The organism is Vibrio caribbeanicus ATCC BAA-2122, from assembly GCF_000165125.1.
GTDB classification, from domain to species: Bacteria; Pseudomonadota; Gammaproteobacteria; order Enterobacterales; family Vibrionaceae; genus Vibrio; species Vibrio caribbeanicus.
This window is the reverse complement of the sequence record NZ_AEIU01000081.1, coordinates 62,813-83,552: the sequence shown is the minus strand read 5'-3', so window position 1 is coordinate 83,552 and position 20,740 is coordinate 62,813. Positions and strand designations below refer to the sequence as shown.

The 20,740-nt window shown below is 42.4% G+C and carries 19 protein-coding genes; 3 read left to right on the top strand and 16 right to left on the bottom strand.

The window, feature by feature from the left end; genetic code table 11:
• Positions 1–900, bottom strand: a 900-nt coding sequence (locus RH40_RS12865; RefSeq protein WP_050790450.1) for a TIGR03503 family protein, incomplete at its 3' end; no start/stop codon positions are given.
• Positions 878–1,612 carry a DNA polymerase III subunit epsilon gene (gene dnaQ, locus RH40_RS12860; RefSeq protein WP_009601978.1) on the bottom strand — a complete coding sequence of 245 codons (735 nt, stop codon included), beginning with the start codon at positions 1,610–1,612 and terminating at the stop codon, positions 878–880. The genes RH40_RS12865 and dnaQ, both read right to left, overlap by 23 nt.
• A gap of 56 nt (positions 1,613–1,668) precedes the next feature.
• Between dnaQ and rnhA the strand changes: the two genes are divergently transcribed.
• Positions 1,669–2,133, top strand: coding sequence for a ribonuclease HI (gene rnhA, locus RH40_RS12855; protein ID WP_009601977.1), 465 nt, complete (start codon positions 1,669–1,671; stop codon positions 2,131–2,133).
• Positions 2,134–2,202: 69 nt separating this feature from the next.
• On the opposite strand, the gene RH40_RS12850 is transcribed toward rnhA, so the two are convergent.
• The gene (locus RH40_RS12850) at positions 2,203–2,952 is read right to left on the bottom strand and encodes a class I SAM-dependent methyltransferase (protein WP_009601976.1); all 750 of its coding nucleotides are present in this window, start codon (positions 2,950–2,952) and stop codon (positions 2,203–2,205) included.
• Between the two features lie 54 nt (positions 2,953–3,006).
• Here RH40_RS12850 and gloB point away from each other — a divergent pair, with 54 nt between their 5' ends.
• Positions 3,007–3,765, top strand: coding sequence for a hydroxyacylglutathione hydrolase (gene gloB, locus RH40_RS12845; protein WP_009601975.1), 759 nt, complete (start codon positions 3,007–3,009; stop codon positions 3,763–3,765).
• A gap of 70 nt (positions 3,766–3,835) precedes the next feature.
• Positions 3,836–5,395 (top strand): lytic transglycosylase, encoded by a 1,560-nt coding sequence (locus tag RH40_RS12840; RefSeq protein WP_009601974.1) that lies wholly within the window; start codon positions 3,836–3,838, stop codon positions 5,393–5,395.
• Positions 5,396–5,549: 154 nt separating this feature from the next.
• On the opposite strand, the gene RH40_RS12835 is transcribed toward RH40_RS12840, so the two are convergent.
• The 13 genes from RH40_RS12835 to bamA all read right to left on the bottom strand — a co-directional run bounded on the left by RH40_RS12835 (position 5,550) and on the right by bamA (position 20,721).
• Positions 5,550–6,404: an endonuclease/exonuclease/phosphatase family protein gene (locus RH40_RS12835; RefSeq protein ID WP_009601973.1), complete on the bottom strand. Its 855-nt coding sequence runs from the start codon at positions 6,402–6,404 to the stop codon at positions 5,550–5,552.
• A gap of 380 nt (positions 6,405–6,784) precedes the next feature.
• Entirely contained in the window at positions 6,785–7,123 is a 339-nt protein-coding gene (gene glnB / locus RH40_RS12830) for a nitrogen regulatory protein P-II (protein ID WP_009601972.1), read from the bottom strand.
• A gap of 51 nt (positions 7,124–7,174) precedes the next feature.
• Positions 7,175–7,513, bottom strand: coding sequence for a c-type cytochrome (locus RH40_RS12825; protein WP_009601971.1), 339 nt, complete (start codon positions 7,511–7,513; stop codon positions 7,175–7,177).
• Positions 7,514–7,532: 19 nt separating this feature from the next.
• Positions 7,533–8,843, bottom strand: coding sequence for a tRNA lysidine(34) synthetase TilS (gene tilS / locus RH40_RS12820; protein ID WP_009601970.1), 1,311 nt, complete (start codon positions 8,841–8,843; stop codon positions 7,533–7,535).
• Positions 8,844–8,957: 114 nt separating this feature from the next.
• On the bottom strand, positions 8,958–9,917 hold the full coding sequence (accA, locus tag RH40_RS12815) for an acetyl-CoA carboxylase carboxyl transferase subunit alpha (protein WP_009601969.1): 960 nt from the start codon (positions 9,915–9,917) through the stop codon (positions 8,958–8,960).
• A gap of 39 nt (positions 9,918–9,956) precedes the next feature.
• Positions 9,957–13,436 (bottom strand): DNA polymerase III subunit alpha, encoded by a 3,480-nt coding sequence (gene dnaE, locus RH40_RS12810; RefSeq protein ID WP_039954698.1) that lies wholly within the window; start codon positions 13,434–13,436, stop codon positions 9,957–9,959.
• 87 nt (positions 13,437–13,523) lie between these two features.
• Entirely contained in the window at positions 13,524–14,132 is a 609-nt protein-coding gene (rnhB, locus tag RH40_RS12805; protein ID WP_009601967.1) for a ribonuclease HII, read from the bottom strand.
• Positions 14,129–15,283, bottom strand: a complete 1,155-nt coding sequence (gene lpxB, locus RH40_RS12800) for a lipid-A-disaccharide synthase (RefSeq protein WP_009601966.1) — start codon at positions 15,281–15,283, stop codon at positions 14,129–14,131. Before lpxB ends, rnhB begins: the two co-directional genes overlap by 4 nt.
• Positions 15,284–15,416: 133 nt before the next feature.
• Positions 15,417–16,205, bottom strand: coding sequence for an acyl-ACP--UDP-N-acetylglucosamine O-acyltransferase (gene lpxA / locus RH40_RS12795; RefSeq protein ID WP_009601965.1), 789 nt, complete (start codon positions 16,203–16,205; stop codon positions 15,417–15,419).
• 1 nt (position 16,206) lies between these two features.
• Positions 16,207–16,701: a 3-hydroxyacyl-ACP dehydratase FabZ gene (gene fabZ, locus RH40_RS12790; protein ID WP_422636334.1), complete on the bottom strand. Its 495-nt coding sequence runs from the start codon at positions 16,699–16,701 to the stop codon at positions 16,207–16,209.
• Between the two features lie 45 nt (positions 16,702–16,746).
• On the bottom strand, positions 16,747–17,778 hold the full coding sequence (gene lpxD, locus RH40_RS12785; RefSeq protein WP_009601963.1) for a UDP-3-O-(3-hydroxymyristoyl)glucosamine N-acyltransferase: 1,032 nt from the start codon (positions 17,776–17,778) through the stop codon (positions 16,747–16,749).
• Positions 17,779–17,784: 6 nt separating this feature from the next.
• Positions 17,785–18,294 (bottom strand): OmpH family outer membrane protein, encoded by a 510-nt coding sequence (locus RH40_RS12780; RefSeq protein ID WP_009601962.1) that lies wholly within the window; start codon positions 18,292–18,294, stop codon positions 17,785–17,787.
• A 15-nt stretch (positions 18,295–18,309) separates the two neighbouring features.
• The gene (gene bamA, locus RH40_RS12775; protein WP_009601960.1) at positions 18,310–20,721 is read right to left on the bottom strand and encodes an outer membrane protein assembly factor BamA; all 2,412 of its coding nucleotides are present in this window, start codon (positions 20,719–20,721) and stop codon (positions 18,310–18,312) included.
• Positions 20,722–20,740 lie beyond the last annotated feature (19 nt).

Sequence of the window (20,740 nt, the reverse complement as noted above, 5' to 3'; positions counted from 1 at the left end):
ATCAGGGTCTGCCGAGCCTTGAACCGTCGTAACATCATCATACGGAGTAATATGCTCAATGGTCCCCGCTAAGGAACCAGGCTCGATAATCCCCTCTTCTCCGGACACTACAACTTGGTTTGGTTGCTCTTCATCATGAGATTGAATAAAGGTTGCCTGCACAGGCGTGGGGTAAACTAAAACCTCTTGTTCCTGTGCCCGCATAAATACCCCGTTACCCGACGTTATCTGAGCACGATATTTCCCTGGAGCAGAAGTGATGGGTAATTCAACTGTGAATACGCCATCACCCGCAACTTCATCGAGCCCTTTACCATTATCTGCAAATTCACCAATCACCTCAGGTGAAGGCTTCTTTCCTGAAACGACTGCTTCCTCATTTTCAATAAACTTGGTGAACGTCACTTTAAGCTTTACCCGATTTAAAAAGTCTCTGAGGACCAGAGGCTCGCCATCTGCAGTCAAACGAGCATTAAACTTGAGTAACTCTCCCTGATACAGACGGTAGGGAAGACGATCCGTGGAAAGCTTTAAATGTGAAATTAAAACAATGTTGTTTTTAGGCGTTATCTTGCCGATGGCTTGCCATGGCCCGGGCATAGGATTATCGATAGAAATAATGTCCATGGATGATTCCTGGTACCAACTGACATTACTTGGGTGATTCGATACATAGTATTTTTCGCCATCCGGCCGAACAAGGACTACAGGTTTAGAAGGCTTAGCACGATAAATAACAAAGTTTATCTGCTTAATAGACGGGTCAACTCGAAACCGATTGTCGAGAAGAGACATTGAAGATGTCTGATCTGCGCTCGCATAAAAACTACACAGTGCAACTAAAATAATTGTCCAGACCCTCAAACTTTCTCTCCTATTAGCGCCAAAGGCAATGTCCATTTTTTTCGATTAATTCTAATCTTTTCTCATGTGCATCTATTTCATCGGCAGTAGCTCTTAAAACCTTTAGCGCTTTTCGCCCCTGAGCTGCTCGTTTGATTGATTCGACGCCCTCTTCCGAGGCAGACCCAGCATTAAATTGCAATGATGTTTGCCCACCCGTCATTAATAAGTATACATCGGCTAAGATTTCAGCATCGAGCAATGCGCCGTGTAACGTACGATGAGAATTATCGATACCATATCGATCACACAAAACATCAAGGTTATTTCGCTTACCCGGGAAAATTTTCTTTGCCATTGCAAGCGTATCGGTCACCTTACAGTATTGTGCTGTTTTTCCGATACTGGCATCCAGCATGCTAAACTCATAGTCCATAAAACCAACGTCAAACGACGCATTATGAGCAACAAGCTCAGCACCATTAATGAATGCTAAAAACTCAGCATGTACATCTTTGTATTCAGGTTTATCGCGCAAAAACTCATCCGTTATACCATGAACACCGACAGCTTCTGCTTGAATGTCACGATCGGGTTTGATGTATACGTGAAAGTGACGTCCTGTCAGCTTACGATTAATAATTTCAACAGCACCAATCTCAATAATTCGATGCCCCTGATAATGCGGTCCCCCCTCAAGGTTCATACCGGTTGTTTCTGTATCGAGTACGATAATTCTATGTTGATCTGAAATGTGGCTAGTATTCATAACAATATGTGTGTCAGACTATGTCAGTAATGTTCTTAACCCAATAGTATCAAATCATGACGAAACAAGTGGAAATTTTCACTGATGGATCTTGCTTAGGTAATCCTGGCCCAGGTGGTTACGGTATTGTACTCCGTTACAAGAAGGTAGAGAAAACCCTCGCTCAAGGCTATGCCATGACGACTAATAACCGTATGGAGATGATGGCAACCATAGTGGCATTACAAACATTAAAAGAACCATGTGACGTCATTTTAACCACAGACAGTCAGTACGTTCGCCAAGGGATCACCCAATGGATCCATAATTGGAAAAAACGAGGTTGGAAAACCGCAGATAAAAAACAAGTCAAAAACGCAGACTTGTGGCAAGCTCTTGATACCGAGACACAAAGACACAACATTGATTGGCGCTGGGTAAAAGGGCATGCGGGACACAGAGAAAATGAAATGTGTGATGAGCTAGCAAGACAAGCTGCAGAAAACCCAACCCAAGAAGATGTTGGCTATATTCCCAATTAACCTCGTCAAGCGTCTTTGCTTTGAACCAAGACAAGGATGTGAAAGCCCAGTTACCTAAATAAGCTTATGCTATTTAGGTATACCATCTCTGCCTCGATTGGATACTCGGTAGTTGATACTCAATGGTGATAGTTTACGCTTGAGCTTCCAGTGCGGTTTTATTGGTTTCAGCGGATAAGTCCGCTTTCTAGCGACAATAAAATAAAGGCTACCAAATGGCGATGCCCATTCACCCAAACTATTTTCCAGCCAAACGCTCAATAGGTTTGATTTGGGAGAAGAGAACACAGCATAACTATCACACTCTAGAATTTGATAATTCAGCAAGCCGAGCCAATCTTTCATTCGATTGGGAGTAAACATTCGACCACTCCAAGGTAGGTATTTTTTTTTCCATGGCATAAATCGAGTCAAGCCAATCAAACTCAATGGATTAAACCCTGTAATAATAAGATACCCATCATCAATCACCACTCGATCGACTTCACGCAACATTCGATGAGGGTCGTTACAATAGTCTAACTGATGTGCCACCAGAACGGCATCGAAGCTCTTTTCTAAAAAAGGCAAATCATATCCATCAGCAATGACATTACTCAAAGGGTTTTGCGTATCCAAATGAACTTGGTGTTGAATATTGCAGTTATAACTGGTTAACTCACAACTTAAGCCACCAAGTTTTAGTAAATGATATCCAAACAGCCTGGGACACCACTCATCTAGACGGATTTGTATAGACTCACTTACCCATTGCCCATTCCTGAGTTGTTCCCATGAATGAGGTTTTTCGAGCTTCTTGGCGCTGCGTGCTGGCTTCATAGAACCCTACTTCATTGTAAAATCAGTGAATAATAATATACGGGAGAAAAAACCATGTTAGACATCAAAAGCATACCCGCATTTAACGATAATTACATCTGGCTGATTGAAAATAGTGACAAACGATGTGCCATCGTTGACCCAGGCGATTCCGCTCCCGTGCTCGACTATTTGGCACAACATAACTTAGTTTTAGAAGCCATCTTGATAACTCACCATCATCATGATCACATTGGAGGCGTTGCTGAATTAGTAAGACAGTACCCAGGTATTAATGTTGTTGGCCCAAAAGAAGAGCCTATTCCAACCTTGACTCATGCTGTATCTGGAGGAGACCAGATTGAGTTATTTAATGAAATCTTTATGGTTTTAGATATTGGAGGACATACCCTCGGCCACATTGGTTACGTGGGGGATGGTAAGCTATTTTGCGGTGATGTGCTGTTCTCAGCAGGATGCGGCCGAGTTTTTGAAGGCACGATGGAACAAATGCACAGCTCTTTGCAAAAAATAGCTGCTTTACCCGATGAAACCGAAGTATTTTGTGCTCATGAATACACAGCCAGTAACGTCGCTTTTGCCTTAGCTGTTGAACCAGAAAATCCATACCTCCAACAGTATAGAGATGAAGTCAATCGAATGCGTGCGCAACAGATACCAACATTGCCAACCAGCTTGCAACGAGAAAAACTAATTAACCCTTTTTTACGCACAGAAGAAAAAAACATTGTACGCTCAGTGTCCAATCGCACCGTAAAAACCGACTCACTTGCAGTTTTTACCGCATTACGTGAGTGGAAGAACGAATTTTAACGATTTGCTGCTTGTCACAGAATCAAAGAGACAAGTATTATCATCAACCAAGAAAAAAAAGGGTTGGATAATGCGAATTAAAGACTGCTGGGTTTTGGCACTCATTCTATCAGGCTGTCAGCTAAATCAGCCTATCGATACTGAACAGATCGATAGTTCAACAATAAATAACAAACCTCTGAGTAATAATGAGTTACATAAAGAAAACCGAACATCATCTGAGCACTCACCAATAACTACCCCTCAAACCCAACAAGATGTTTGGCGCCGGATATCAATGCAACTTGAGATGCCTGTTCCAGACAATAGAATCATTAACTACTATCGCACTTGGTATATCAATCATCCAAATCACCTAAAGACCGTAGCCAAACGTGCTGAACCTTTTCTTTATCTGATTACAGAAAAAATTGAAGCACGTAAAATGCCACTTGAACTTGCCTTGTTGCCTGTTGTAGAGAGCTCATTTGATGCCTTTGCCTACTCTCATGGCAGTGCTGCAGGTTTATGGCAATTTGTATCAGGCACCGCAAAAATGTACGGGCTTGAACAAAACTTTTGGTACGATGGCCGTAGAGATGTAGCAGCTGCCACAGACGCTGCCCTTGATTATTTATCCTATTTGAACAAACGATTTGACGGAGATTGGACGCATGCAATCGCCGCATACAATAGTGGCGGCGGAAGAGTATCGAGTGCGATCAGAAAAAACAACAAACTGGGTAAACCGACCGATTTCTTCTCTCTAGATTTACCTAAAGAGACAAGTGGGTATTTGCCCAAGTTACTCGCATTGGCAGATGTGATTGCTAATCAAGAAAAGTATGGCGTATCTATACCAGAAATTGCCAATCATCCCGTCGTAGAACTTGTTGATCCAAAAGAGCAACTAGATTTAGCGGTTGCTGCCAATTATGCGGGGATAACAGTGAGAAAATTACAGAGCCTCAATCCAGCATACAACCAATGGGCAACAGCACCGAATGGGCCGCAAAAACTATTGCTCCCCATTCATAGTGTCGATAAATTCCAACAAGCATTGTCCGAGAATAAGGGGCAAGGCGTTAAAGTCATTCGCTACCAAGTCAGGTCAGGTGACAGCCTTATAGCGATAGCAAAACGATACAAAACAACACCAAAATTAATTCGATCTGCCAATGGTATTACCGGAAATCGTATTCGTGTTGGTCAATTCCTTATGATACCCACATCCACAAAGGAAAATTCAGTTTATGCACTGAGCGCCTCTAACCGTCTGGCTAAAACACAAGCTAAGGCTCGAGGACACTATAAGATAACCCATATTGTTAAACGTGGGGATAGTTTATGGTCAATTGCTCAAAACAATAAAGTTTCCCATCAATCCCTTGCTAAGTGGAATGGTATGGGGCCAAGAGACACGTTGAAAGTAGGACAGAAGCTGGTTATATGGAAAAATAACAGTCAAGGTTCCATTATTCGCACTGTTTTTTACAATGTACGCTCTGGAGATACCATAAGTGGAATTGCAAAGAAATTCAAAGTCAAAACCGGTGATATTGTAAAGTGGAACAGTCTAAATAGTAGAAACTACCTCAAGCCTGGCCAAAAGCTAAAATTGTATGTAGATGTCACCAAAGTCAGCGTCTAATTCAAACTAATATGAATGGCTCACTTTAAGAGTGGTCGAGATCGTATTGACCACTCTTGGGTAATTCAATGGTATACCCGAGTCACCTCAAGATATAGGACTCAAGGGGGGCGAAAAACATTACCGTAACTTGGATCATCTGGCTACACAGCCTTTATTCTGACGGCAAATCAAAGCTCACCACCAATGGGTTATGATCAGATGCTGTCGTTGGTATTGTCTTTGAATCAATCATATTAAGGCCACGGAAAAAAATATGATCCAACACAAAACCATTGATAAATCGCGTACGCTGATCTTGCTCAAAGATCGCCTCAGACAGCTCTAAATCTTCCATAACATCATTTAAAACACGCATCCGCGAATCATTCCAAGTATTAAAGTCCCCGGCAAAAATAATTGGCCCTGAATGTTGACTCAGTTTTTGAGCTAACTCTTTTATCTGCCCAAGATACTCCTCAACCCCAATCGAAAAATTAATCGAATGTATGTTTACCAAAGCAAGCTCTTGGCCGTTGCTTAGAGGAAATAAAGAATAAAGTGCTGACTTTGGAAGCAGTATCCAAGGCTCTGATGCACGCATAGCACATACTTTTTTCGGTTGGCTTTGGGACAGATTTAAAACACCAGCAACACGACCATTGACGCTAAAGGCATTAGCTTGTGCTGCAAAGCTCGAACCATCTGCTAACCAATTTATAAATCCGTCATCTAGGGCCACTTCTTGAAGTAACACCAGTTGTTTGTCCGAGGCTAAGTCTGATAGAAATGGCTGCCAATCATCACGATTCTGTTTGTAAATATTCCAAACAGCCAAGTTAATCCGATTATTTACATCAAGAAACTTAGGGTTCTTCGCCTCATAGCAAGGCAATGACGTAGACATCAAGTTCTGATTAAAAATCACATTGATATAGGCTCTGTTTGGAATATCAAACAACCAGGAATACAGGGCCAACGGGGCAATAAGCAAAGTAGCCAACAGAATTACAAAGGTTTTTCTTTTCATATATACCCAAGTGACTTCAAAATGCAGCATTCAGAGCGAGGCCACAGTGTTGAGTTCAAGGAAAATAACGCAGCGTAATAGTCGACTCTTACCAAGTTGTTTGACGATGAAATCGGCACTGTGGCACCCTCCCAAAGGGCGAGTTGTCTTGCTTTACATACGTCGTTACCAATTTTCAATTTAGATGACTAGATTTTCAAATCGTTACCTTGCCTTTCAAGCAATCTACTCTCGCTAAACCTAGTATCTTGAGGTTACTTGGGTATACAGTCAACCAGAAATGTGGAACAAACCTACACAACAAAAAAGTAGCAGCGCGTTTGAGCTCACTATTTTTGAATACCTCTGCAAACAGCACCTTTTGGGCTCTTTCCTGTCAATCAAATCGCATCTTCGTCTTCTTCGCCAGTTCTTATCCGGACAATACGTTCTATATCCGTAATAAAAATCTTTCCGTCTCCAATTTTACCGGTATGAGCCGTTTCAATGATCTTATCAACACATTGATCAGCAACATCGTCAGTAACCACTATCTCTAACTTAACCTTGGGTAAAAAATCGACCATATATTCAGCACCACGATACAACTCAGTATGCCCTTTCTGACGTCCAAACCCTTTGACCTCAGATACAGTCATACCTGTAATACCGACTTCCGCCAGAGATTCTCTCACATCATCTAATTTAAATGGCTTAATAATGGCTTCAATCTTCTTCATCTTCTTCCCTTAAGTTTCTCTGTTGTCATTGTTTCATTTAGGTCAATGAGTTTAATCATCTAGACTGGCGTAGTACGCCGCCAAGTCTTTAATATCTTGCTCACTAAGCAGGGAGGCTTGCACCTGCATAATCGAAGCTAAACGGCCCTCACGCTGCTTGTTTTTATATGCGGTTAGAGCTTCAGCTAAGTACTGCTCACTCTGTCCTCTAAGGTTTGGATAACCTGGAATCACAGCCACTCCGTTCTCGCCATGACATGCAGAACATACGCCAGAGCGTGCCTTGCCTTTCTCAATATTACCAGAAGCATAACAATTCGATATGTATACGAACGGTAAAAGACAAAAAAACAGATTAACAATAGACCGCTGTTTCAAATTGAACTCCATTGTATAAATTTCTTTTCCATCAATAACGCTGCCAGACAAAATCACAATCATCACCCGAAAAAGCACGGTCCACAAATAGCTCTCCTACCGCAGCTACCTTCTCCCCACACATCAATATTGGTGTACGGCGCCTCATCCAACTTGGAACAGCGTATTCTTGGAACAACTTCTTTAATTTTCTTCGATGTGCTCTATCCGTTGGGTGAGCGACTAAACCTTCAGGCTCAAAAATAACTTTTAAAGGAGCAGTATTAAGACTTTGCTTCGACAAACGACCATTCCCAGTCGAGATTAAAACAAGCGTCCCCAGATTATCGGGTAATAAGCATGGCTGTTCAAAATGAATATCTTTGTTCCAATTAGCCAACGATTGGAAATCGCGAACAATGTATAACGCCTCTAAAAAACGACGAATCTCAATGTTGGCAAGCTGTAATTTAGGATTTGCATCTTGCTGAGCCATTGCGACTTGCTGCCAAATTATCTCCAGTTGAGATCGTGTTGGCATTTTAATGCTTTCGTTACTTAGCCACATACGAATAATGGAGCGGCGAACGTTTTCACTATGACCTATAAGCTTTGAAATACTGAGACTTTTATCTTGCCGCAAGCACTGTCGATACTTTTCCGATATCAACTCTTCAATCAGTGCTTCTTGCTCTGCGCAAAGTTCACTAGATCTCTGTACCGATTGTTGAATGTGAGGCCATCGCTTACTCAAACTTGGCACTATGGTATGACGAATATAATTACGCTCAAATCTTTTATCTTGATTACTTTCATCATTGAGCCACTCTAAGTTGGAGTCTTTAGCGTATGACTCAATATCATGCCTTTTGACATGCAGAAGCGGTCTAACCAACAATGCATTTCCCATTGGAGCGACTTGTGGCATGCAAGACAACCCTCTGGGACCGCTTCCTCTTCTTAAAGCAAGGAGAAAAGTCTCTAATTGATCATCAGCATGTTGCCCCGTCAGCAAGACATCATTTTCATTAAGGTGCTTACTCAAAGCCACATAACGAGCATCTCGCGCGCTCTCTTCAAGGCTTTTTCCTTTCAAATCCAATGATACATGTTCAACAAAACACTCCAAACCCGACTCTAAACACCACTTCTGACATTGTTTTGCCCAGTCATCGGCGTGAATACTCAAACCATGGTGAACATGAACCGCGATGGCTTTGCTACCTGTGTTCTCACAATACTTTTTGAGTAGAGCGAGCATAACTCTTGAATCTAGTCCGCCACTCAAAGCAAGAACAATCTGACCTTGAGGCTGAATATACTGCTCGATCGTTGAGTTAAAAACACTTTCTAAGTCTTGCATAGTCAACATTACCCAACCGAATAATCTAGAGCATACCTAAGTAAACCAACATAATATCACTGATAACAAAAAAGGCTGAACCAAAGTTCAGCCTTATTTAAAATAAAAGATAACTTAGCAATAACCGTAGCTCATCAAACGCTGATAGCGGCGCTCAAGTAGAAGATCGCTTTCAAAATGAGACAATTCGTCAAGCTGACGAGTTAATGTCTCTTTCATATTTTTCGCCATCTGCTGATGATCGCGATGCGCACCGCCTAGTGGCTCTTCAATAATGTCATCGATAAGCTCAAGCTCTTTGAGGCGAGGAGCAATCAGTCCCATAGCTTCTGCCGCTTGAGGAGCTTTATCAGAATCACGCCACAAAATCGACGCACACCCCTCAGGCGAGATAACAGAATAGGTTGAATACTGTAACATATTCACGTAGTCACCGACGCCAATCGCCAATGCACCACCAGAGCCACCTTCACCGATAACGTTACATATCACCGGCACTTTCAACCCAGCCATCACTTTCAAGTTGGTTGCAATCGCTTCGGACTGCCCGCGCTCTTCTGCGCCTACACCTGGATAAGCACCTGCGGTATCAATAAAAGTAATGATCGGCATATTAAAGCGCTCGGCCATTTGCATTAAACGCAGCGCTTTACGGTAACCTTCAGGTTTAGGCATACCGAAGTTACGTCTAACTTTTTCTTTCGTTTCACGGCCCTTTTGATGACCAATGATCATCACTGGACGACCATTTAAACGAGCCATACCACCAACAATAGCCTTATCATCCGCATAGTGTCGATCGCCTGCTAACTCTTCAAATTCAGTAAAGACGTGCTCAATATAATCCAGCGTGTATGGACGTTGAGGGTGACGAGCCATCTGAGCTGTCTCCCAAGCACCTAGATCACTAAAAGTTCTCTTTTTTAGTTCTAGGCTTTTTTTCTCTAGTTGTTCGATTTCTTTATCAAGATCAACACCTGATTCACCACCGTGACGTGAAACACTGCGCAGTGCTTCAATTTTGGCTTCTAACTCAGCAATCGGCTTTTCAAATTCTAAAAAATTTAGGCTCATTTATCGATCCTTTGTCATCCATCGGTCTTCCCAACAGACTTAGTTAAACTCGAGTTCCACTTGATCATTGCCAAGTAGTTTTCTTAATTCATCTAGCAACGCATCACTGGGCGTAACCCGCCATTCAGTGCCTAGCGTTAAACATGCACGCGCGTCCGAGCGCTGATAGTATACACGAACAGGAACACTCCCTGCCCGGTAGGGCTCCAATATCTTACTGAAACGTTCAAAGAACGCTTGATCAATTTGGGATTCATCGATCGAGATGGATAGTCCCCGTGCATATTTTTCTCGGGCGGATCCCAGATCCATCACTTCACGCGCGGACATTTTAAGGCCGCCATTGAAATCATCAAAGCTGACCTGTCCAGAAACCACCAATATTTTATCTTTTTCTAACATTTCGGCATAGCGGTCAAGTGCATCTGAAAAGAGCATGACCTCCATACGACCGCTCCTATCATCCAGTGTCATGATACCGATTCGGGAGCCGCGTTTTGTCGTCATAACCCTTGCAGCGATAACCAAACCGGAAACAGTAACACTTTGATCTCGCCGTGTTGGAGTGGCGTCCTTTAGTCGACAACTAGTATACTTGGTAAGTTCCCTTAAATAAGCATTAATTGGATGCCCTGTTAGATACAATCCGAGTGTATCACGCTCTCCCTCTAACCAGACTTTTTCTGGCCATGGTGCTACCTGAGTGTATTTTTTTTCAATTTCATCGGGAGCTTGGGTTAAAACACCAAATAGATCTGTTTGGCCAAAAGACTCAGCCTGATGATGTTGGCTTGCCGCTTTTACCGCATCATTTAAAGAAGCCATCATTGCAGCTCGGTGTGGACCTAGTCGGTCTAATGCTCCAGCATAAATAAGCTTTTCGATAACACGTTTGTTCACTTTTTTCAGATCAATCCGCGCACAAAAATCGAATAAATCTTTAAAATGTCCACCTTTCTCCCGCGCGGTAAGAATGGCTTCAATTGGTCCTTCGCCGACCCCTTTGATAGCCCCGATACCGTAGACAATGGCTCCAGTCTCATCAACATTAAAACGATAGACGCCAGAGTTAATGTCAGGAGGAAGAACCTTTAACTTCATACGAATACATTCGTCAACTAAACCAACAACTTTTTCCGTATTGTCCATATCTGCCGTCATAACGGCGGCCATGAACTCGGCTGGATAGTGTGTTTTCAACCATAGGGTCTGGTACGAAACAAGCGCATAAGCGGCAGAGTGAGATTTGTTAAAACCATAGCCTGCAAACTTCTCAACCAAATCGAAGATTTTCATTGCAAGTTCGCCATTTACGCCATTTTTCTCAGCCCCTTCTTTAAAGGTACCTCGCTGTTTGGCCATCTCCTCAGGCTTTTTCTTACCCATGGCTCGACGCAGCATATCCGCTCCACCGAGCGTATAACCTGCCAAGATTTGAGCAATTTGCATCACTTGTTCTTGATACAAAATGATGCCGTAAGTGGGGTCTAGTGTTTCTTTTAGCGACTCATGCTGCCAAGTTTCATCAGGATAAGAGATCGCCTCACGCCCGTGTTTCCTATCAATGAAGTTATCAACCATCCCTGACTGAAGTGGTCCTGGTCTGAAAAGTGCCACCAGTGCGATAATATCTTCAAAACAGTCAGGCTGAAGTCGTTTGATCAGTTCTTTCATTCCTCGTGATTCGAGCTGAAAGACCGCGGTTGTCTCTGCATTTTGTAATAAGTTGAACGAAGCTTGGTCTTGCAAAGGAATAGATTCAATAACGACCGGAAGCTTACCTTCTCGCTCTAATCTTGGGTTAATTAACCCAAGAGCCCAATCAATAATGGTTAAAGTACGTAGTCCCAAGAAGTCAAACTTAACCAAGCCTGCTGTCTCAACATCATTCTTGTCAAACTGTGTGACAGGGAAGTGCCCTTCTGCATCAGCATAGATGGGAGCAAAGTCAGTAATTGTCGTTGGGGAGATAACGACGCCACCTGCGTGTTTACCGGCATTTCGAGTACACCCTTCCAAAATCCGACACATATCGATGAGCTCTTTAATTTCTTCATCGTTATTGTAAAGCTCTGGCAGAGCAGGCTCGGCTTGAAATGCCTTTTCTAATGTCATACCCGGATCAGGTGGAACTAGTTTCGAAATACGATCAACGAAGCCAAACCCATGACCAAGTACTCGGCCCACATCACGAATAACCGCTTTCGCAGCCATGGTTCCAAAAGTAATGATCTGAGACACCGCATCTCGGCCATACATCTCAGCTACGTGATCTATCACCTGATCACGCTTGTCCATACAGAAGTCGACATCAAAGTCAGGCATAGAAACCCGTTCTGGGTTAAGGAAACGTTCGAACAGCAAATCGTATTCAAGTGGATCCAAATCGGTAATTTTTAGCGCATAAGCGACTAGCGAACCTGCACCCGAACCACGCCCCGGCCCAACGGGGATCGCATTATCTTTTGACCACTGAATAAACTCCATGACTATCAAAAAGTAGCCAGGAAAGCCCATGTTATTAATAACTTCCAATTCTACTTGAAGTCTTTCGTCGTATTCGGGACGACGCTGCGCACGAGTGTTCGGATCAGGAAAAAGAAACTCTAAACGTTCTTCCAATCCTTGCTGAGACTTTTTGATCAAGAACTCAGTTTCTTCCATTCCATCGGTTGGAAACGCCGGTAAAAAATACTCTCCGAGACGCACAGTTACATTACATCTTTTGGCAATTTCTACGCTATTTTCTAAAGCTTCAGGAATATCAGAAAACAGCTCACACATTTCTTGTTCACTGCGCAAGTATTGTTGCGAGCTATAATTTTTAGGCCTTCTTGGGTCTTCGAGAGTGTAACCATCATGAATAGCAACTCGTATTTCATGAGCCTCAAAAAAAGAGTCATCTAAGATCACAACTTCATTAGTCGCTACAACAGGTAACTGGGTTATTTCTGCCAACTCCAGTGCAAAGTGCAGATAGGCTTCCTCATCAGCACGCCCAGTTCTAGTCAATTCTAGATAAAATCTGTCAGGAAAATACTCTTTATAAAAATCAACACATTGAGAAGCAACATGTTGATTCCCTTTTAAAAGGGCTTTTCCTATCTCACCACTTCGGCCTCCAGATAATACAATTAGTCCTTGGGACAATTCAGCAAGCCACTTTTTATCAATCACAGGATGGTGCTGTATATGCCCCCTAAGATAGGCTTTAGAAATGAGCAGGGTCAGATTTTTGTATCCGAGATTATCTGCCGCTAATACTGTAATGCGAGTCAGTTCTTCTCCAAACTCCTCGGATTGCATGAGAAAGTCAGCACCTATAATTGGCTTAACTCCGCTACTATGAGCCGATCCATAAAATTTCACCAGCCCACATAGGTTGGTAAAATCGGTCAGGGCCACCGCAGGCATTCCCATTTCAGCGACTTTTTTGACTAAGGCTGGAACCTTAGATAACCCATCAACCATGGAAAAGTCACTGTGGACTCGAAGGTGAATAAACTTAGGTTCTGACATGTGTAACGTCCGGAAAATTGATAGCTTGGAGAATCTTTCGTGGTTATTTTATGTGAAAATAACCAATTTAAACACCTTAAAGTACTTTTAATCTAGCCCAAGAGCCCGTTTGACGGGTTTAAAGCTTTTGCGATGTTGCTCAATGACCCCATGGGCTTCAATTGCGTTTAAATGAGCTTTGGTTGGGTAACCTTTATGCTGCGCAAAACCGTATTCGGGGTATAAACTATCCAGCTGTGCCATTTCACTATCCCGAACTACTTTGGCAATAATGGACGCAGCACTAATTTCGGCTACTCGCAGGTCACCTTTCACCACAGATTGAGCAGCCATAGGTAAGTGAGGGCAACGGTTACCATCAATCAGAGCCAGATCAGGCATAATATTCAGATTTTCAATAGCACGCTGCATTGCAACCATAGTCGCATGAAGAATATTGAGTTTATCTATTTCAACCGGAGAACAACGGCCGATTGACCATGCTAATGCTTTTTCTTTTATCTCTGGGAAAAGTGCGAGACGTTTTTTCTCTGAAAGCTTTTTCGAGTCATTTAAGCCAACGATCGGACGATTAGGATCTAGAATAACCGCTGCCGTGACAACATCTCCAACTAAAGGTCCACGCCCTACTTCATCGACACCAGCGATAGATTGATATCCGATAGGGTATTCAAATGGTGACAACACTTTGCTCATTGTTTATTTTTATCCCTAATTAAATTGATAACCGCATTAGCAGCCTGATCGTCCGCTCCTTTCCGAATAGTATGATGTAATGACGCAAATTCTTGCACCATATTTTGGCCTTTCTCGCCCATCAAACAGTTGATCTCATCGGCTAAATTTTTTGGCGTGCAGTCCTCTAAAAGAAGCTCTTTGACCAGCTCTTTGTCTGCCAAAATATTCGGCAGTGAAACATAGTCCGTTTTGACAAGTTTTTTTGCGATATAGGCGGTGATAGGGTTAACTCGATAACCAACAACCATAGGCCTTTTGAGTAACATGCATTCCAAAGCAACAGTACCTGATGCTAGCATCGCCATATCACAAGCCGTAATCACAGTTTTTGCCGTATCGTTAACCAATATAAAATCAAGCTCAGGGGCAATTTGCTTCCATGTTTGCTCAAATTGTTCACGGCGCTTGTCATTAACCAAAGCCACTACAAAACCAAGATCGGGGTGCTGCTGTTTTAAAATTTTACAAGCACTGATAAAAGGTTCGGCAAGCATTTTTAGTTCACTACCGCGGCTACCAGGAAGAACGGCAAGCCATTTTTTATCACTATTTTCTATACCCAGTGCGAGCCTTGCTGGTTGTTTATCATTTTCCAGCGGTATTGAGTCGGCCAAAGTATGGCCAATAAACTCACAAGGGACATTAAATTTATCATAAAAGGCTTTTTCAAACGGCAAAAATGCCAACACAAGATCCGTTGCTGCGGCAATTTTATAAATACGTTTTTGACGCCAAGCCCATACCGAAGGGCTCACATAATGAACAGTTTTAATACCTTGGTCTTTAAGACTTTTTTCTAAACGTAAATTAAAATCTGGCGCATCGATACCGACAAAAACATCTGGAGGGGTTTGCGTAAAATATCGTACTAACGAAGCCTTTACTTTGAGTAAACGCGGTAGTCGCCCCAAAACTTCAACCAAACCCATAACAGCAAGCTCTTCCATATCGAAAAGAGATTCGCAGCCTTGAGCGATCATCTTTGGTCCACCGATACCAACAAAAACAGCATCGGGATACTGTTTCTTGATTGATATCATCAACCCCTCTCCCAGCGTGTCTCCTGAGAGCTCCCCTGCAACAATGCCGATACGTAATGGTCTGCCCATTTTTACCTCAAATGAATTCCCAACTTAAGGGAAAATATTTTAGTGAACAAAATACAAAAAAGATCGCAACCGATGAGGAGTGCGATCTTTATACCCATACAACTGAATAGTACTTGGGCATGCTAGCGATAGCTTAACGAATAATACCGCGTTCTGTCGTCTCTAAAACATCAATAAGACGCTGAATAGAAGGCCAAGTTTGAGCCATTTCAACCAAAGTGGGCTTCACTTCTTCCATTGTTTTTCCAGAACGATAGATTTCCTTATAGGCTTTTTGTATTGCTCTGATCTCTGGTTTCTCAAAGCCATTTCTTTTAAGGCCTACGAGGTTTAAACCGAATGGCGTTGCATGATTCCCTTGAGCAAGAACATAAGCCGGTACGTCTTGCACTACCGCGGAACAACCACCGATATAAGCATATGCACCTACCGAACAAAATGGATGGATCGCAGATAGGGCCATAACTCCAGCATAATCTTCAACAGTGACATGCCCGCCAAGAATAGCATTATTACCGATATGGGTATGATTACCGACGATCACATCATGTGCAATGTGGGCATTAACACAAAATAAATTATCGTCACCGATTAGGGTTGTCGCTTTATCTTGAGCCGTTCCTCGATGAACTTGCACAGCTTCCCGAAATACGTTTCGGTCACCAATCACGACTGTTGTATCTTCACCGCCGTATTTTTTATCTTGATTTTCTTCCCCGATAACAGCATGAGGAAAAATACGGTTTTCACGACCAATTTTGGTATGGCCTTTGATGACAACATGAGACATTATCTCCGTATCTTCACCTATTTCAACATTGGCTGTGATGTAAGTAAAAGGCCCAACACTGACGTGAGCACCAATTTTTGCTCCCTCTTCGATCACTGCCGAGGGATGGATCTTCGCACTTTCATGAATCATATTAAAACTCTCGACGAGCACATTTTAACTCAGCAGAACATACGACTTCACCGTCGACTAACGCTTTGCCACTAAAAGCGGCGATGCCACGGCGTTCCTTTAAAAATTCAACTTCAATAACTAACTGGTCACCAGGGACGACAGGCTTACGGAATTTAGCACCATCGACGCTGGCAAAATAATATAGCTCATTTTCAGAAGGCGCTCCAAATGACTTAAATGCTAACAAACCGGTTGCCTGTGCCATTGCTTCCAAGATCAAAACACCAGGAAATACGGGAAGCTGAGGAAAATGGCCTGTAAACTGAGGCTCATTTACTGAGACATTCTTAATCGCTTTGAGGAATTTTTCTTCTTGAAAGTCGAGCACCCTATCAATCATCAAGAATGGGTAGCGATGAGGAAGAAGCTCTTGAATTTCAGTGATATCCATCATTTTTGATTCAGTTATCAACGTCGTGTTCCTATTTAAAAATACTTGTAGTGTATGTAACATCGAATAAAAAGACCCGCGACGAGCGAGTCTTTTATCAGCTTATTTTCAGCTATCTGCTGAGTTTTCCAGCTGCTTTTCTATCAATTTCAGTCGCTTATTCATGTCATCAATACGATGAACTCGAGCTGCAGTTTTCCTCCACTCCTTGTTAGGCTGTAGTGGAATACCTGAAGAATAAACACCTTTCTGATCGATGCTACGCATGACCATTCCCATACCGGTAATGGTAACGCCATCTGTAATTTCGATATGACCATTGAGGACACTCGCCCCACCAATCATACAGTACTTACCAATTTTGGTACTGCCGGCGACAATCGTACCACCGGCCATTGCTGAACCATATCCGATGTGTACATTATGAGCGATTTGTAATTGATTATCGATAATCACGTTATCCTCAATCACAGTATCTTCTAGCGCGCCTCGATCAATTGATGTACACGCGCCGATCTCCACTCGATTACCAATTTTAACAGAGCCCAGTTGAGGAATTTTAATCCACTCACCTTTATCATTCGCGTAGCCAAAGCCATCCGAGCCAATAACTGCATTAGATTGTACTAAGCATTCTGAGCCTAAAATTACGTCATGATAAATGGAAACATTCGCCCATAACTTAGTATTGGCACCAATTTTGGCTCCTTTACCGATGAAACAGCCTGCTCCAATAATGACATTGTCACCCAGCTCAACACCCGTTTCGATAACGGCATTCGCACCAATACAGACACCAGTTCCCAGCTTAACATCACTGGCAATAACAGCTGATGCCTCTATTTTGTCTGCGGGTAGAGGCGTCGAATCCAAAGCTTGAACTACCCGAGCAAATGCGACATAAGGGTCTTCGACGACCAGTACATTGGATTGACATAATTCACGCTGGTTTTCCTTAACCATCACCACGCTCGCTTTACACTCTGGTAAGTACTTTGCGTATTTTGCATCCGAAAGGAAGGTTACATCCCCTTCCTGTGCTTTTTGCATTGGTGCTACTGCTGAAACAGTAACATCGGCGTCGCCGTAAAGCGTACCGGAGGTAATGCTTGCCAGTTCGGCTAGAGAAAGTTTGTTCATAGTCAATTATTTAAGTTTTTGAATCACTTGTTCTGAAATATTAAACTCTGGTTTACCATATTGCATGGTCTGAATATCAACCACAATATCGTAACCTTCTTTTTCGGCTACCTTCTTCACAGCATCTTGAATGACCTTAAATAGCTTCGCTTTCTCCTCGGCTTCACGACGAGCAGTTGCTTTTTCGAATGCTTGAGCTTTTACCTTGTATTCACTATCAAGTTTAGCGATATCAATACGTAGTTTTTCAATGTCATCTTGACTTAGCAGCTCTTTGTCTCGCTGCAACTTCTCGATCTTAGATCTTGCATCTGATTGAAGTTTTTTCAGTTCATCTGCCTTTTCTTTGAACTCTTTTTGCATTGTTTGCAAAACAACTTCACGTTGCGGTAGGGCTTGAAAGACCTGTGCTGTATTTACATAACCAACCTTTTGCGCCGCTTCTGTTGTCGTCGCAAATGCATACGAGGTCATCATAAGAAGGCTAAGGCTAGCTGCTTTCACTACTTTTTTCACTGAAATATCCTTTAATTAGAAGGTTTTACCAATTGTAAAGGTGAAGAATTCTTCATCATCACCCGCGTATGACTTTAACGGTTTCGCAATTGAAAAGACCAGAGGTCCCATTGGCGATATCCACTGTAACGCAGCACCATAAGATGCGCGATATTCAGTTGGATCAGAATAATCTCTGTAGTTTGGAATTGATGAGTTATCTGGATCATAATTAAACTCGGTATCCCAAACGCTCGCAGCATCAATAAAGAGACTCGTACGAATTTGGTTTTTCAATTCGTCGGATGCAAATGGAGTCGGTACAATTAACTCCATACTTGCCAATGCCATAGCGTTTCCGCCCACTGAATCCGGCGCTTTATTTTTACATGAGGTTGTCGTACAACGAGAGGGGTCAATATCCATAGTGTAGACAGCTCTAGGCCCTATACTATTTGATGAAAATCCACGCAGTGTGGAGAAACCACCTGCATAGTAGTTTTCGTAGAACGGAAGCATATCACCACCACTACCACCATTCCCATACCCGTTACCATAAGCTAGTCGTCCTCTCATAAGGAGTGCAAAGTCTTCCTTTTTAGTAAGAGAGAAATACTGCCTTACGTCATACTGCAGTTTATAGTACTGAGCATCTGAGCCAGGAACAGTAACTTTGGCAGATGCTCGTTGGTAGTTACCCTCTGTTGGAAAATAACCACGGTTGAGGTTATTTCTTGTCCAAGATAGCTCGATATCAAAATCATTGGTCACAATAGAGTTGCCAGTTTGACCAATACTTTGAGCAAATAATTGAGCTTGGTCATAAATCGGCACGTTGCCGATATTATTGTGAACATATCCGACACCAAATTCGAAGCGGTTAAGCTCATCAAAAGGGAAACCCCACGTTAAATCTGTACCATAACTTTCATTGGTATAATCAACCAGACCTGCATCTGACGCTTCAAATTGGTTATAGTAAATTTTTCCGCCAAGGCTGACACCGTCCAAATTCCAATAAGGATCGCGGTAGTCCAGACTAATATTTTTTTGATAGTCATTAGTCATCGCAGTAATACCGACTCGATTTCCCGTGCCAGCGAAGTTGTTCTGTTGCAAACCGACTTGGAAACTGACACCTGATTCTGTGCCATAGCCAACTCCGAAGTTAACACTGCCTGAGTTTGCTTCTTTAACTCGATAAACTAAGTCTACCTGATCATCACTTCCCGGCACTCTGACAGTATCGACATCAACAGTTTCAAAAAAGCCGAGACGACTGAGGAGCTTTTTGCCTGTTTCGATGGATTTTGAATTTAACCAAGTACCTTCCATCTGACGCATTTCACGCCTTAATACTTCATCTTTTGTTGCGTTGTTGCCGACGAAGCGGATGTCTCGAACATATATTCGTTTACCCGACTCTATATTAACAACCAAAGTCACCGATTGATTTTCATCATCAAACTCTGGCACCGTTCTTACTTTAGGGTAGGCATAGCCGGATTCACCAAGAATACGCTTGGCATTTTCTTCCAGAGAAGTCACTGCTGACCCATTATAGACATCGCCCGGTGCGAAAGTATTCAGCCTCTGGAACTCTTCATCTTTACCTAATAAATCGCCTCTAAACTTAACGTCCTTTACGGTATAAGGAAGACCTTCATCAATGCCCAGAGTAATGTATACACCTTTTTTATCGGGTGAAATAGCGACTTGAGTCGAGGTAAGATCAAACTTGAGATACCCTCTATCAAGATAGTAAGACTTAAGCGTTTCTAAATCACCAGCAAGAACTTGCTTTTGATATTTATCATCGGATAAGAAATTCCACCAAGAAACATCTACATTCAAATCAAAGCGCTTACGCAACTCATCATCACTAAAGGCATCATTACCGATGAAATTGATTTGTTTAATTTTTGCGGAGACACCTTCAGTAAATACAAACTTGAGGTCAGAACGGTTTCTTGGTAGTGGCGTAACAACCGCTTTGACACTGGCATTGTACTTACCAACACTGTAATAAAAGTCCTCAAGTCCTTTTTCAATATTAGACAGTGTCGTTCTATCTAGCGCCTCTCCAACTCGTATACCCGAGGCATCCAAGTTTTGCGTTAACTGTTCTTCTTTAATCGCTTTATTACCAGAAAAAGAAATACTGGCAATAGTAGGCCTTTCCTTAACCTGAACAACCAGCGTATCACCTTCTCTCAGAACTTTAATATCTTCGAAGTTACCTGTTGAGTACAAAGATTTAATTATCTTTGATACATCCTGATTTTCAACATTGTCGCCAATTCGAAGCGGAATTTTAAGTAATGCAGCACCGAGAGCTACACGTTGTAAACCCTCAACTTTAATATCTCGAACTACAAAGTTCTCAGCTCCATATGCACTAACACTTGTCGCCAATAAGGTCGAAAAGAGAATATTTTTCATCGCCATATATGTTCTAATTATTCCT

Coding starts and splice junctions, on each gene's coding strand:
- dnaE (WP_039954698.1), bottom strand. CDS start 13,436: ATGTCAGAACCTAAGTTTATTCACCTTCGAGTCCACAGTGACTTTTCC.
- lpxA (WP_009601965.1), bottom strand. CDS start 16,205: ATGATTCATGAAAGTGCGAAGATCCATCCCTCGGCAGTGATCGAAGAG.
- RH40_RS12840 (WP_009601974.1), top strand. CDS start 3,836: ATGCGAATTAAAGACTGCTGGGTTTTGGCACTCATTCTATCAGGCTGT.
- dnaQ (WP_009601978.1), bottom strand. CDS start 1,612: ATGAATACTAGCCACATTTCAGATCAACATAGAATTATCGTACTCGAT.
- lpxB (WP_009601966.1), bottom strand. CDS start 15,283: ATGGGCAGACCATTACGTATCGGCATTGTTGCAGGGGAGCTCTCAGGA.
- accA (WP_009601969.1), bottom strand. CDS start 9,917: ATGAGCCTAAATTTTTTAGAATTTGAAAAGCCGATTGCTGAGTTAGAA.
- rnhA (WP_009601977.1), top strand. CDS start 1,669: ATGACGAAACAAGTGGAAATTTTCACTGATGGATCTTGCTTAGGTAAT.
- rnhB (WP_009601967.1), bottom strand. CDS start 14,132: ATGAGCAAAGTGTTGTCACCATTTGAATACCCTATCGGATATCAATCT.
- RH40_RS12835 (WP_009601973.1), bottom strand. CDS start 6,404: ATGAAAAGAAAAACCTTTGTAATTCTGTTGGCTACTTTGCTTATTGCC.
- glnB (WP_009601972.1), bottom strand. CDS start 7,123: ATGAAGAAGATTGAAGCCATTATTAAGCCATTTAAATTAGATGATGTG.
- lpxD (WP_009601963.1), bottom strand. CDS start 17,778: ATGAACAAACTTTCTCTAGCCGAACTGGCAAGCATTACCTCCGGTACG.
- RH40_RS12825 (WP_009601971.1), bottom strand. CDS start 7,513: ATGGAGTTCAATTTGAAACAGCGGTCTATTGTTAATCTGTTTTTTTGT.
- RH40_RS12850 (WP_009601976.1), bottom strand. CDS start 2,952: ATGAAGCCAGCACGCAGCGCCAAGAAGCTCGAAAAACCTCATTCATGG.
- fabZ (WP_422636334.1), bottom strand. CDS start 16,701: ATGTTACATACACTACAAGTATTTTTAAATAGGAACACGACGTTGATA.
- tilS (WP_009601970.1), bottom strand. CDS start 8,843: ATGCAAGACTTAGAAAGTGTTTTTAACTCAACGATCGAGCAGTATATT.
- gloB (WP_009601975.1), top strand. CDS start 3,007: ATGTTAGACATCAAAAGCATACCCGCATTTAACGATAATTACATCTGG.
- bamA (WP_009601960.1), bottom strand. CDS start 20,721: ATGGCGATGAAAAATATTCTCTTTTCGACCTTATTGGCGACAAGTGTT.